Origin of the sequence: Haemophilus sp. HN_Hi08 (assembly GCF_049824455.1) — a bacterium.
In the GTDB taxonomy this organism is placed as follows: Bacteria; Pseudomonadota; Gammaproteobacteria; order Enterobacterales; family Pasteurellaceae; genus Haemophilus; species Haemophilus influenzae_D.
This window is the reverse complement of record NZ_CP187493.1, coordinates 338,034-351,073: the sequence shown is the minus strand read 5'-3', so window position 1 is coordinate 351,073 and position 13,040 is coordinate 338,034. Positions and strand designations below refer to the sequence as shown.

The following is a 13,040-nucleotide window of genomic DNA, read 5'->3' as shown; positions in this document are numbered from 1 at the left end:
ATTTTTTTATAAACCAATTTTACAAATCGTAATTAAAACCACATAAAAAATGACCGCACTTAATATTAATAATTTATTTGCTAGTTTAGGTTTATGTTGATGAATAAGGTATAGTATTCGAGCTGTAATGGCTAGAATAAAGGGATAAACCCAAAAAAGTATTGAAAATAAATTGATTTGCCAGTTTGTTAGATGAGGATTTTTACTGAATGCCGTAGAAATTAATAATGCCATTGGACACAATAATATAGGCGAACAAAAAGCAGCAAGCCCCCAAGCAAACGGGCTAAATTTAGTTGGTAAAGATTGTTTTTTCATATTTTAAATGATTAAAAATAAATAGATGCAAGAAATAAATATAACAAATGTATTGAATAGTAAAGAATATTTTAATGAAAGTAATAATGTAGAAATGGCGCACCCGAAAGGATTCTAACCTTTGACCGCTCGGTTCGTAGCCGAGTACTCTATCCAGCTGAGCTACGGGTGCGTAGATGATGCTTTAATTATTCATAACCACTTTAATAAGATAGAGCCGTTTTAAAAATGGCGCACCCGAGAGGATTCGAACCTCTGACCGCTCGGTTCGTAGCCGAGTACTCTATCCAGCTGAGCTACGGGTGCAGAATAAATAAAACAAACAATGGCGGTGAGAGAGGGATTCGAACCCTCGATGGAGCTTTTTAACCCCATACTCCCTTAGCAGGGGAGCGCCTTCAGCCTGCTCGGCCATCTCACCACAATCAGTGTGAGCGGTATAATACGTTTTTTAGAAAATATGTCAAACCATTTTTTGAAAAACACACCTGTTTGAATATTTTATCTACACATTAAATATATTATTGAATAAAAATCTACTTATCATTCAAAAGTACTAAAATCTTAGATATTGTTTCCCGTCTTAATTCATCTTGCTCAAATAACACCTCATGTTTAGAATTTAGTGCTGTTAATGCCTCTTCGTTCTATTATTAAAAAAGAACCGCACTTTTTGAAGTGCGGTTATATTTTTAATAGTTTTACGCCACCTGTTTAGGTTGTTTAAATACCGTAACTTCTGGTGCTACACCTGTAAATTTCTCAATCTGAACGATACAAGTATTTGGAGAATTACCCTGTGCCAATTTAGATGTACCTTCATCTCTAGTTAAGACATTTGCACAACCATTTTTACACAATGGTTTTTCACTTTCACCTAAGTCCATTGGGTCATACCACGCGCCTTCATGGAGAGCGACAGTACCTTTGATGATGTTTTCTGTGACAACCGCACCTGCAAGCACTTGACCGCGTTTGCTATGAATGCGAACAATATCACCGTCTTTAATACCGCGAGCAGCGGCATCTTCAGGGTGAATCATCACTGGCTCACGATCATTTACCGCATATTTTTGACGTAATGAAGTATGTGCCAATTGGCTATGTAAACGATAGTAAGGATGTGGCGTCACTAAAGCTAATGGATATTCTTCTGTCACATTACCCGCAAATTCTTCTGGCTCCATCCAGCTTGGGTGACCTTTACAGTCGTTATAATGCATTTTCTCAATAACATCAGAGAAAATCTCAATTTTGCCTGATGGCGTGCCGAGCGGATTGAGCAATGGATCTTCACGGAATTCACCATAACGCACCCATTTCTTCGCGGCTTCGCCCACTTCAAAACTTAATGGTTTATTTTCTGCCCAGAATTTATCAAAACGTGGCATTGCTACACGGTTTGCACGTGCGGCAGTAAAGGCTGCATTGTAGAATTCTTCCAGCCATTCCATTTCCGTTTTACCTTCAGTGTATTGTTCTTCCACACCGGCACGTTTAGCAAGCTCAACGAAAATATCGTAGTCATTTTTCGCTTCAAATTGTGGTGGAACCACTTGTTTCATCGGGTAAACGCTCATCATGGAGTAGTCGCCTGCCATGGTTAAGTCATTACGTTCATAACTGGTAGTTGCCGGCAATACAATATCTGCCATGCGTGCAGTTGGCGTCCAGTTCACCTCATTGACAATCACCACATCAGGTTTCTGGAAAGCTTTCACTAAGGTATTGGTATCTTGATGGTGAACGAACGGGTTACCACCTGCCCAATATACCGCTTTGATGTCAGGATAAGTAATTTCAGTACCGTTATACTGAATTTTTTTGCCTGGATGGAGCAACACATCAGCAATACGAGCTAATGGGAAGGCAGATTTAGAGGTATCATCCAACCATGTTTTTGCACCCGCTTTGCCTGATGGACTTGCGGTAATGGAGCCGATAATACCCCCTGTCGCCGTTGGCACCCCACCATTTGAATAGTGATAACTTAAACCGAAACCACCACCTGGCAAGCCAATTTGTCCCAACATAGACGCTAGCGTTACTAACATCCAGTGGGTTTGTTCACCATGGCGTTGGCGTTGCATACCCCAGCCCCCCATTAACATGGTACGTTTGCTAGAGAAATCTGCTGCAAGCTGTTTAATCGTTTCTGCTGGTACACCACAAATTTTTGCCGCCCATTCTGCTGTTTTTGGTTGGCCATCGGTTTTACCTAATAAATATTCCTCGAATTTAGCATAACCCGACGTGTATTTTTTCAAGAAATCTTTATCGTGCTTACCTTGTTCAACTAAAGTATGTGCAATACCAAGCATTAATGGCACATCCGTTGCTGTATTCACCGGAATCCATTCTGCATTCAGCATTTGGCAAGTTTCGCTTTTTTGCGGGTCGATACAAATAATGCGTTTTCCACTCGCTTGGAATTTTTTGAAATATTCAATCCCTTTTTGGTCAGTAGACATCCAAGCAATACGCATGGTTGTGAGTGGATTTGCAGACCAAAGCACAATAATATCACTACTTTCTAATATGGATTCCCAGCTGGTTTGTTGTTCATAGACTTCAATAGTACCAAGCACATGCGGCATGATTACTTGCGCAGCACCCGTAGAATAATCTCCTTTATGCCCCACAAAACCACCGGTAGCGTTCATATAACGATGTAATAACGTACGAGAAGCATGTAATGAACCACAACTAAACCAACCATAAGAACCGGCAAAAATACCTGTTGGTCCATGTTCGTCACGTACACGTTTAAGTTGATTGTGTACCAAATCTAACGCTTCATCCCAAGAAACGCGCACCCATTCATCACAACCACGCATTGTAGTATCGCTTTTTCCTGGGTTAGCTAAAAAGCCTTTACGCACCATTGGATATTTCACGCGGGCTTCGTTATACAATTGATCGGCAACAACTGTTTGCAATTCGTTCGGCACTGCAGGCTCAATAGCAGGACCAGATTTCACGACCTTACCATCTTGTACAACAACCCCAAGAGATCCCCAATGAGCGGCAGTCACTACCGTTTTCATTTCAGCTTCTTTTGCTACAGCACTTTTTGATACAATGCCCACCATACCACCGGAAAGGGCACTACCAGCCACGCCTAAAGATGTTTTTTTCAGAAAATCACGACGTTGTTCGTTTACGTTATTTTTTTTCATTTCAGCCTCGTTAGATACTCAGTAATTATTTTTTTGCCATATCTTTGGCATTGCGTTGCAGATAAATAGTTAATGCACGTACTTCATCTTTGTTCATTGATGTACGGTCTTTCATAGAATTCACCACACCAATCCATTGGTTAGCCGTGTAATGATCCGCGCTAATTGCTGCGTGACAACTACTACATTGAGTTTGATTTAACTGACTACCGTATTGATTAAGTGCGGCTAAATCTGATGTCATTTTTTCTTTTTTAACATTCACCGCAACATTGATTTCTTTCCAGTCAGAATCTGTTACTGCATCATGAACTGTTTTTAATACTTGAACATGATTACGTGCATCTTCATCCAGTAAAGCAAGCGTGATACGTTTGCCTAACTCTTGATAAACAACCGCTTCAGCTCCTACTTGTTGCCAACCATGCAAGATGCCTTGAACTTGATCGCCATTTACTTTCCATTGCATTAATTCTGCATAAGGCATTAAGCGAACCTCATTTCCTTTATCATTAGTCGCTTTCATCATTTCAGTGGCAAAAATGGCTGAACCATCAGAGAGAGTACCACCTTGTACAGCAGAGGATTTTTGCGCATTTTGATCGCCATGTGCTTCAGGAAGGAAGTGAACAATACCTTTATGGCAATCAATACAGGTTTGGCCATTTTTTTGGGCATCTGTATGAGTTTGTTTTGCTAATTTAGTTTGTTTTGAAAGCTCCATTGCATCAAAACTGTGGCAGCTGCGACAGGTTTCTGAATCGTTGGCTTTCATATCGTCCCACACTCGTTGTGCCATTTCTTCACGATGAGCTTCATATTTTTCTTTATTCTCAATCTTGCCTTGAGCTTCATACCACAAATCTTTCAAAGCAATAAATTTAGCTTTAACATAATGCCAACCTTCTTTTGGAATATGGCAGTCTGAACATTGTGCTCGCACGCCTTTTGTATTCGCAAAGTGGCTCGAACCTTCCCATTCTGCTTTTGGATAGCTCATTGAATGACAACTTACACAAAACTCAGTTGTACTGGTTTTATGCATAACCCATTGCGTTCCCCACAATGCTACAACACCGACACCCACCAAGCAAAGTGCGGTGACAATTTTCTTCATTTTTGACATAGACACTCCAACTATACAAACAATAAAAAGTATAACTACAAATAAGTATTATGGATTGTAGGGATATAGTGAGAAAGAAACTATGATCTTGCTCAATAAAAGCTTAAACACTCATGAGATAAAAATAAAAAAACATTACATAAATAAATATATAATGTTTTATATTTAATCTAATTAGGAAAATTTAAGAATGAAGAAATTGATTCATGCGTTCAAGCACCGCTTTTCTCACGTTATCCTTTTCAAAAAGGATTTCATGTTTTGCTTGAGGTACAAGTATAGATTCTGCATGAGGAAAAAGAGCGGTCAATTTTTCAAGATTTTTGTTATCTACGATTTTTTCTTTTTCCGCTTGTAAAATTAGGATTGGAATTTCAATCTTAGGAATAACTTTCGGTAAGCGTTTAATTGCATTCAAACACAAATGCACCCAACGGAAAGTGGGGCCGCCTAAGTGAATAGCAGCGTGTTTTCGATTAACTCGGTTCATCCATTTCATTCGCGTTTTACAATGGCTAAGTTCATTAAGGTTTAAATCTGCCGGTTTGTAATGTCCTTTGCCAAAAACATAACGCTCGCCTTGTCCTAAAATATTCATTAGGGCAATAATCAGTTCATCTCTAATTGGATGTTTTAAAGAAATGCCGTAAAAAGGCGAAGAAAGTACCGCTTTATTAATGCGATGATCACAATTCGCCAAATAATAGGTGGAAATCAATGCGCCCATTGAATGAGCAAGCAAATGCTGCGTCGAATAGCTGAAAAGTGCGGTTACTTTTTTGATGATTTTCGCCATATCATCGACATAGAAACGAAATTCGTCTAAATGCCCTTTTTGAGGAATAATACGCTGTGAATAGCCTTGACCGCGATGATCAAATAGTAATACATCATAGCCTTGATGATAAAAATCATAAGCAAGCTCAGTCCATTTCAACATATTTTCAGCACGACCATTTACTAAAATCATCAATTTTCTGACCGCACTTTCAGGTTGAATTAAATGACGATAAGCTAATTTTATATTTCGTTCGCCAGAAAGATATTGGGTCGGAAATTGCTCAAAAAAAGGCAATAATTCTTTAAGAGCAAATTGATGAAAATAAGGTTCTCTGATCATAATTTTTAATCAAAAGGGCGTAGTAAATACGCCCTTTGTAGTGAAAGTAAAATTTATGCCACTAATTGTTTTAAGATACGGCGAACTGGCTCTGCTGCCCCCCATAATAATTGGTCACCCACAGTAAAGGCTGCCAAATATTCAGGCCCCATAGCCAATTTACGTAAACGCCCAACTGGCACGCTTAATGTACCAGTTACTTTCGCTGGCGTTAATTCACGCAATGTGATTTCTTTGTCGTTTGGAATTACTTTTACCCATTCATTATGTGATGCAATAATTTGTTCGATTTCTTCTAGTGGTAAGTCTTTTTTCAATTTAATGGTGAACGCCTGGCTGTGGCAACGTAATGCACCGATACGCACACATAAACCATCAACAGGAATTGGATTGTCGCTTAAACCTAAGATTTTATTGGTTTCTGCATAGCCTTTCCATTCTTCTTTAGTTTGCCCTGTTTCAGGAAGAAGTTTGTCAATCCAAGGGATTAAGCTACCGCCTAATGCTGCACCGAAGTTATCAATTGGGAAGTTATCAGTACGCATTTCTGCAGTCACTTTACGTTCAATATCTAAAATAGAAGAAGCTGGGTCTTTTAATTCACTTGAAACCGCTTGTTCTAATAAACCCATTTGTGAAAGTAATTCACGCATATTTTTTGCACCCGCACCTGAAGCCGCTTGATAAGTTGCGACAGATACCCATTCCACTAAATCTTTCTCAAACAAACCACCGATAGCCATCAACATTAAGCTCACGGTACAGTTACCGCCCACGAAAGTTTTAATGCCTTTTTTCAAGCCTTCAGAAATCACGTTTTGATTCACAGGATCAAGTACGATAATTGCATCATCTTTCATACGTAGCGCTGAAGCTGCATCAACCCAATAACCATCCCAACCTGTTGCTTTTAATTTTGGATAGACTTCATTGGTATAGTCGCCACCTTGGCAAGTCACGATAATGTCTAATTTTTTAAGTTCATCAATGTCGAATGCATTTTTAAGCTCACCCGCTTCTTTACCTGCAAATACAGGGGCTTTTTGACCTGCTTGTGAAGTTGTAAAAAATACAGGATTAAGATTTTCAAAATCATTTTCCTGCGACATACGATCCATTAATACGGAACCGACCATTCCGCGCCAACCGATAAAGCCTACATTTTTCATTGTTGTTTCCTTAGTTTGTTGTGTTTGAATAGAATTACTAATTACAAGATAGCGTTAGCAAAATCAAGTATTTTTAATGAAAATTGATCTGTTGTGAAAGAAATTAAATAAAAAATAAAAAAGTGTGGTTAATTTAAAAGAAAATTTAATTTAATCACTCTTTTTCTAGTTATCTACTTCCACACTCATTACACCTTCTTCCGCTTTCAACAACGCATACGCATCTTTCAACATTGTGGAATCAATGGAAAAACAACAGATTTGTAACCGCACTTCACCACTACTTTGATCTTTCACTTGTATATGTTCAATACGATACTGATTGTTTACTAACAATTGAGTGACTTTTCCAATACTTTCCGCACCATTGACAAGAATATTGAATTTTGTCCGACGACGTTGCGATTTACGATGTACCCAACGTTGAACCAACGGACTTAATCGAATAGACACCAAAATCATCACAGTTGCAATGACCGCATCGAATACGAAACCTGCTCCAGCAGCAATACCGATCCCCGCAGAAGCCCAAATAATCGCCGCAGTGGTTAAACCTGAAATCGCATCATTTTTCTTATGCAAAATCACACCAGCACCTAAAAAACCGATTCCACTAATCACTTGAGCCGCAAGACGCATCGGATCCGTACGAATATTGTCTGAAACTTGTGCATAATGCTCTGCGGCTTGAATCGAAACAATGGTTAGCACACAAGTGGTGACGGCAATAATAGCGCAGGTTTTTACACCCACAGGCTTACGTTTAAGTTCACGCTCTAAGCCAATAATACTACCAAGCACCATCGCCAATAGCATTTTGCTAAAAATAATTAAGTGATCAGGATCGAAAAGTGCGGTTAAAAGTAAAGATGAATTTTCCATAATGATAAAAATGATTCCGACATAACCATCTATTCTACATCACTTAGCTTAAAATCTTTACTCTTCCAAGCCTTTAATTTATCGCCTTTCTTGCGAAAATTGAGTAAAATCTTGCGCTTGAAATTTTATAGAGCGAAAAAACGGTTATTTTTATGCAAAATTCAACTCCAAGCATTGGCTTTGTAAGCCTTGGTTGCCCCAAAAACTTAGTAGATTCTGAACGAATCTTAACGGAACTACGCACCGATGGTTACAACATTGTGCCAAGCTATGAAAATGTTGATTTAGTGATTGTGAATACTTGTGGATTTATTGACAGCGCGGTGCAGGAATCCCTCGAAGCGATTGGCGAAGCATTAGAAGAAAATGGGCGCGTCATTGTAACTGGCTGTTTGGGGGCAAAAGAAGATCAAATTCGTGAAGTGCATCCTAAAGTTTTGGAAGTTAGCGGCCCACATAGTTATGAAACAGTGATGGCTCAAGTTCACAAATACGTGTCAAAACCGACACATAACCCTTACACCAGCTTAGTACCAAAACAAGGCGTAAAACTGACACCAAAACATTATGCCTATTTGAAAATCTCTGAAGGCTGTGATCACCGTTGTACGTTCTGCATTATTCCATCTATGCGTGGCGATTTGGAAAGCCGCTCTATTACGCAAGTTTTGGACGAAGCAAAACGTTTAGCCGAAGCAGGCGTAAAAGAATTACTTGTGGTATCACAAGATACTTCCGCTTATTCCATGGATTTAAAACGCCAAGAGGGCGGTGTAAAAACGGCTTTTTGGAATGGCATGCCAATTAAAAATGATTTAATGACCCTTTGTAAACAGCTTGGCAAACTTGGCATTTGGGTTCGCTTACATTATGTGTATCCCTATCCGCATGTGGATGATTTAATTCCATTAATGGAAGACGGCACGCTCTTGCCGTATTTAGACATTCCATTACAACACGCCAGCCCGAAAATCTTAAAAGCAATGAAAAGACCGGGCAGTATTGACCGTACTTTAGAACGCATTAAACAATGGCGTGAAATTTGCCCAGATTTAACATTACGCTCCACTTTCATTGTAGGTTTCCCAGGAGAAACAGAAGATGATTTCCAATTATTGCTCGATTTCTTAAAAGAAGCCCAGCTTGATCGCGTAGGCTGTTTCAAATTCAGCCCCGTTGAAGGCGCACCTGCAACAGATATGGCTGACCAAGTGCCAGAAGATGTGAAAGAAGAACGTTTCCATCGTTTCATGCAATTACAACAGGAAATTTCTGCAAACCGTTTAAAACAAAAAATCAGTAAAACTCTTGATGTATTAGTGGATGAAATTGACGAAGAAGGCATTATTGGCCGCTCCAAAGCAGATGCCCCTGAAGTGGATGGTTTAGTTTATGTAGATAATTTAAGCGGAATCAATGTCAAAGTGGGCGACGTGATTAAAGTAACCATCACAAATTCTGATGAATATGATTTGTGGGGAAGTTGTTAAATAACAACAATCTCAAGGAAATAAACAAAAAATCCATCTTCGTATTGAAGATGGATTTTTTATTAGCCAAACACTTTTTCCAAATGTGCTTGGTAGTCTGATAAATATTGTTCTACTTGTGGATTTTTAACCACATCGTTACATAAGAATGTCGGCAGACGGGTCAAGCCGATGAACTCATTGAGTTTGTGGAAAGGCATATACACAGCATCCACACCTTTGCCTTCAAAGAAATCGCCTTCGCGAGTAAAGGCTTCAATCGGCGCATTCCAAGTAAGTGAAAGCATATGTTTTTTGCCTTGCAACAAGCCGCCTGTGCCATAACCTTCAGTCGGATTGACGCTGTGTCTGCCATCGCTGTGATATAACTTGCCGTGTCCAGCGGTTAATACTTCGTCTATGTATTTTTTCACTGTCCAAGGTTCGTGCATCCACCAACCTGGCATTTGCCAAATCACGGCATCCATCCACAAGAATTTTTCAACTTCTTCTTCAACATTATAGCCGGCATCAATCACGGTTTCTTGTACATTGTGTCCGAGCGCGGTCAAAACCTCTTTCGCTTTTTTATGAAGCGTGTGGTTTAACCCGCCGTGAGAATGTCCGAACGCCTTACCACCGTCTAATAATAAAATATTCATCTTTTTGCTCCTAAAGCAATAATCCAAAGAGAGCTTTATTATGCTGTTTTACTTTATACTTAAAAAGTGCAAAAATAAAAAAACTCTTTTGCGTTAAACAGAATAATAAAATGAAAACAACTTCTGAAGAATTAACCGTATTTGTACAAGTAGTCGAAAATGGTAGTTTCAGCCGTGCGGCCAAACAGCTAGCGATGGCAAATTCTGCTGTAAGCCGTGTGGTGAAAAGGTTAGAAGAAAAATTAGGCGTTAACCTAATCAACCGCACCACGCGACAGCTAAGACTAACAGAAGAAGGTTCACAATATTTTCGCCGAGTGCAGAAAATTCTGCAAGAAATGGCTGCAGCAGAAGCTGAAATGTTGGCTGTGCACGAAGTACCACAAGGCGTACTACGCATAGATTCCGCCATGCCGATGGTGTTACATCTGCTAGTGCCATTAGCAGCGAAATTCAACGAACGTTATCCGCATATCCAACTTTCGCTAGTTTCTTCCGAAGGCTATATCAATCTGATTGAACGCAAAGTCGATATTGCTTTACGAGCTGGAGAATTGAATGATTCTGGGTTGCGTGCTCGTCATCTGTTTGATAGCCACTTCCGATTAGTTGCCAGTCCAGAATACTTGGCAAAACACGGCACACCACAATCAACTGAAGATCTTGCCAACCATCAATGTTTAGGCTTCACTGAACCTAGTTCTCTAAATACATGGGCGGTTCTAGATGCTCAAGGAAATCCCTATAAAATCTCACCGCACTTTACCGCCAGCAGCGGTGAAATCTTACGGTCATTGTGCCTTTCAGGTTGTGGTATCGCTTGCTTATCAGATTTTTTGGTAGACAATGACATCGCTGAAGGAAAATTAATTCCCCTATTTTCTAATCACATCACCGATGAAACACTCCCTTTCAACGCTGTTTATTACAGTGATAAAGCTGTCAACCTTCGCCTACGTGTGTTTTTAGACTTTTTAGCAGAAAAGCTGAGGGGATAATTAAAATTCATAAGCATCAAATTTTAAAGTCCATTTGTAAAAATACTTTAAAACCTAACCGCACTTTTTATTTCTTATTTTGTAATTCAAAGCTAGATTTCCTAGCCTCCTTTCAAAATCGCCCTCAATCTATCAAGTTGGTTTTGTGTTTTTTCTTGTTTTTGCTCGGTGGTTAGTTTTGGTTTATCACGTTCCCACAGCACATCGTCATTGGGTAATTCATCTAAAAATCGGCTTGGTTCTGGGCGAATTAATTCTCCATATTGACGGCGTTCTCGACACAAAGAAAAAGTGAGTTCTTTTTGCGCTCTTGTGATACCCACATAAGCCAAGCGGCGTTCTTCTTCCTCGTTGTCTTCATCAATGCTAGTTTGGTGGGGCAAAATGCCCTCTTCCATACCGATCAAATAAACATAAGGAAATTCCAATCCTTTAGAGGCGTGCAATGTCATCAGTTGAACTTGATCGCTCTCATCATCGTCTTCGCCTCGCTCCAACATATCGCGTAATGTCAGGCGGGTTACTACTTGATTAAGGTTCATCGGCTCATTGGTTTCATCGCCTTTTAACATATCCGCAACCCAGTCAAATAGCGTGGCAACATTCTTACTTTGCATTTCTGCCGCTTTAGGGCTTGTTGCGTATTCGTACAAATATTCTTCATAATGAATCACAGATAACATTGAACGTACCGCACGTTCTGGTTCAGAACGTTGAATTTCATCATTAAGTTCTACAATCCAACGGCCAAATCTTTGCAATGAATCATAGGCTTTTGGCGTGATGCGTTGAATAAGCTCAAACTCAAAAATAGCTTCAAACAAACTGATATGTTTTTCTTGAGCCAGCTCACCAAGTTTTTGTAACGTCGCGGTGCCAATTTCACGCTTCGGTGTATTCACAATACGCAGGAATGCGGCGTCATCATCTTGATTCACCACCAAGCGTAAATACGCCATCATATCTTTGATTTCTGCACGGGAGAAAAAAGAAGTACCGCCCGAAATTTTGTAAGGAATACGGTTTTGCATCAGTACTTTTTCGAGTAATCGGGATTGATGATTGCCTCGATATAAAATCGCGTAATCTTTATATTTGGTTTTACGGCTAAAACGATGGGCGATCAACTCTGCGACAATCCGCTCTGCTTCGTGTTCTTCATTTTTTGCTTCGATAACAAGCAATTTTTCTCCTTCTCCAATGGTTGAAAAAAGTTTCTTATCAAACACGTGCTCATTGTTATCAATTAAAATATTGGCGCAATGCAAAATACGCTGGGTTGAACGGTAATTTTGCTCTAGCTTAATCACGTTCAAACGAGGGAAATCATCGCGTAAACGCACCATATTTTCTGGTCGTGCACCACGCCACGAATAAATAGATTGGTCATCATCGCCCACCACAGTGAAACAAGCACGATCACCCACTAAAAGTTTAATCAGCTCATATTGGCTGGTGTTAGTGTCTTGATATTCATCCACCAACAAATAACGAATTTTTGCCTGCCATTTTGACCGCACTTCTTCATTTCGCTTGAACAACAACGTCGGCAGCATAATCAAATCATCAAAATCAAGGGCATTGTAAGCTCGAATTTGTGTGGTATAACGCTCATAACATTTTGCAAAAGTTTGATATTTTGCATCACGCGCCAACGCAAACGCCTGTTTTGGCGAAATCAAATCATTCTTCCAGTTAGAAATCACTGAAATTAACTCACGCAATAAATCCTTATCTTCTTTTAACACATCAGCGGTTAGCTCTTTTAACAACGCAAATTGATCCTGTTCATCAAACAAGGTCATATTTGATTTAAAGCCCAACGCTTTATATTCACGCTTAATAATGTCAAAACCGAGGGTATGAAAAGTGGAAACGAGCAAGCCTTTAGATTGTTCTTTGCCAATGGAATGTGCTACACGCTCTTTCATCTCACGTGCGGCTTTGTTGGTGAAAGTAACAGCAGCAATTTGTTTCGGAGAATAACCACACTTTCCAATTAAATGGGCTATTTTATTAATGATTACGCGAGTTTTGCCTGAGCCTGCGCCAGCAAGCACAAGACAAGGGCCTGTCACATATTCAACGGCTTGTTGTTGTTGAGAATTGAGTTTCAT

General features: G+C 39.6%; 10 protein-coding genes and 3 tRNA genes. 2 read left to right on the top strand and 11 right to left on the bottom strand.

Translation table 11 applies throughout. The features are described from left to right. Nucleotides 1–6 precede the first annotated feature (6 nt). From ACPT8O_RS01740 to ACPT8O_RS01700, 9 genes are all read right to left on the bottom strand, one after another. A complete protein-coding gene (locus tag ACPT8O_RS01740; protein WP_005654509.1) occupies nt 7–318 on the bottom strand; it encodes a DUF5389 family protein in 312 nt (103 codons plus the stop codon). A gap of 95 nt (nt 319–413) precedes the next feature. Beyond that, a tRNA-Arg gene (locus ACPT8O_RS01735) sits at nt 414–490 on the bottom strand. 57 nt (nt 491–547) lie between these two features. Then, nucleotides 548–624, bottom strand: a tRNA-Arg gene (locus ACPT8O_RS01730). 20 nt (nt 625–644) lie between these two features. Continuing rightward, nucleotides 645–739 (bottom strand) — tRNA-Ser (locus tag ACPT8O_RS01725). A gap of 280 nt (nt 740–1,019) precedes the next feature. After that, complete coding sequence (torA, locus tag ACPT8O_RS01720) at nt 1,020–3,497, bottom strand: trimethylamine-N-oxide reductase TorA (RefSeq protein WP_021034559.1); 2,478 nt, start codon at nt 3,495–3,497, stop codon at nt 1,020–1,022. 25 nt (nt 3,498–3,522) lie between these two features. After that, nucleotides 3,523–4,623, bottom strand: coding sequence for a NapC/NirT family cytochrome c (locus ACPT8O_RS01715; protein WP_021034560.1), 1,101 nt, complete (start codon nt 4,621–4,623; stop codon nt 3,523–3,525). Between the two features lie 184 nt (nt 4,624–4,807). Beyond that, nucleotides 4,808–5,743 carry an alpha/beta fold hydrolase gene (locus tag ACPT8O_RS01710; RefSeq protein WP_021034561.1) on the bottom strand — a complete coding sequence of 312 codons (936 nt, stop codon included), beginning with the start codon at nt 5,741–5,743 and terminating at the stop codon, nt 4,808–4,810. 53 nt (nt 5,744–5,796) lie between these two features. After that, nucleotides 5,797–6,912 (bottom strand): aspartate-semialdehyde dehydrogenase, encoded by a 1,116-nt coding sequence (asd, locus tag ACPT8O_RS01705; protein ID WP_021034562.1) that lies wholly within the window; start codon nt 6,910–6,912, stop codon nt 5,797–5,799. A gap of 165 nt (nt 6,913–7,077) precedes the next feature. Then, the gene (locus ACPT8O_RS01700) at nt 7,078–7,794 is read right to left on the bottom strand and encodes an MgtC/SapB family protein (RefSeq protein ID WP_005650876.1); all 717 of its coding nucleotides are present in this window, start codon (nt 7,792–7,794) and stop codon (nt 7,078–7,080) included. Nucleotides 7,795–7,946: 152 nt separating this feature from the next. Between ACPT8O_RS01700 and rimO the strand changes: the two genes are divergently transcribed. Beyond that, a complete protein-coding gene (rimO, locus tag ACPT8O_RS01695) occupies nt 7,947–9,284 on the top strand; it encodes a 30S ribosomal protein S12 methylthiotransferase RimO (protein WP_021034563.1) in 1,338 nt (445 codons plus the stop codon). Nucleotides 9,285–9,346: 62 nt separating this feature from the next. On the opposite strand, the gene ACPT8O_RS01690 is transcribed toward rimO, so the two are convergent. Next, on the bottom strand, nt 9,347–9,925 hold the full coding sequence (locus tag ACPT8O_RS01690) for an NAD(P)H-dependent oxidoreductase (RefSeq protein WP_021034564.1): 579 nt from the start codon (nt 9,923–9,925) through the stop codon (nt 9,347–9,349). A gap of 110 nt (nt 9,926–10,035) precedes the next feature. On the opposite strand from ACPT8O_RS01690, the gene yafC reads away from it, so the two are divergent. Beyond that, complete coding sequence (gene yafC / locus ACPT8O_RS01685; RefSeq protein ID WP_021034565.1) at nt 10,036–10,923, top strand: DNA-binding transcriptional regulator YafC; 888 nt, start codon at nt 10,036–10,038, stop codon at nt 10,921–10,923. A 101-nt stretch (nt 10,924–11,024) separates the two neighbouring features. Here yafC and rep read toward each other — a convergent pair whose 3' ends face one another. Beyond that, entirely contained in the window at nt 11,025–13,040 is a 2,016-nt protein-coding gene (gene rep, locus ACPT8O_RS01680) for a DNA helicase Rep (protein WP_021034566.1), read from the bottom strand.

Coding starts and splice junctions, on each gene's coding strand:
- ACPT8O_RS01700 (WP_005650876.1), bottom strand. CDS start 7,794: ATGGAAAATTCATCTTTACTTTTAACCGCACTTTTCGATCCTGATCAC.
- yafC (WP_021034565.1), top strand. CDS start 10,036: ATGAAAACAACTTCTGAAGAATTAACCGTATTTGTACAAGTAGTCGAA.
- ACPT8O_RS01740 (WP_005654509.1), bottom strand. CDS start 318: ATGAAAAAACAATCTTTACCAACTAAATTTAGCCCGTTTGCTTGGGGG.
- ACPT8O_RS01715 (WP_021034560.1), bottom strand. CDS start 4,623: ATGTCAAAAATGAAGAAAATTGTCACCGCACTTTGCTTGGTGGGTGTC.
- rep (WP_021034566.1), bottom strand. CDS start 13,040: ATGAAACTCAATTCTCAACAACAACAAGCCGTTGAATATGTGACAGGC.
- ACPT8O_RS01690 (WP_021034564.1), bottom strand. CDS start 9,925: ATGAATATTTTATTATTAGACGGTGGTAAGGCGTTCGGACATTCTCAC.
- asd (WP_021034562.1), bottom strand. CDS start 6,912: ATGAAAAATGTAGGCTTTATCGGTTGGCGCGGAATGGTCGGTTCCGTA.
- rimO (WP_021034563.1), top strand. CDS start 7,947: ATGCAAAATTCAACTCCAAGCATTGGCTTTGTAAGCCTTGGTTGCCCC.
- torA (WP_021034559.1), bottom strand. CDS start 3,497: ATGAAAAAAAATAACGTAAACGAACAACGTCGTGATTTTCTGAAAAAA.
- ACPT8O_RS01710 (WP_021034561.1), bottom strand. CDS start 5,743: ATGATCAGAGAACCTTATTTTCATCAATTTGCTCTTAAAGAATTATTG.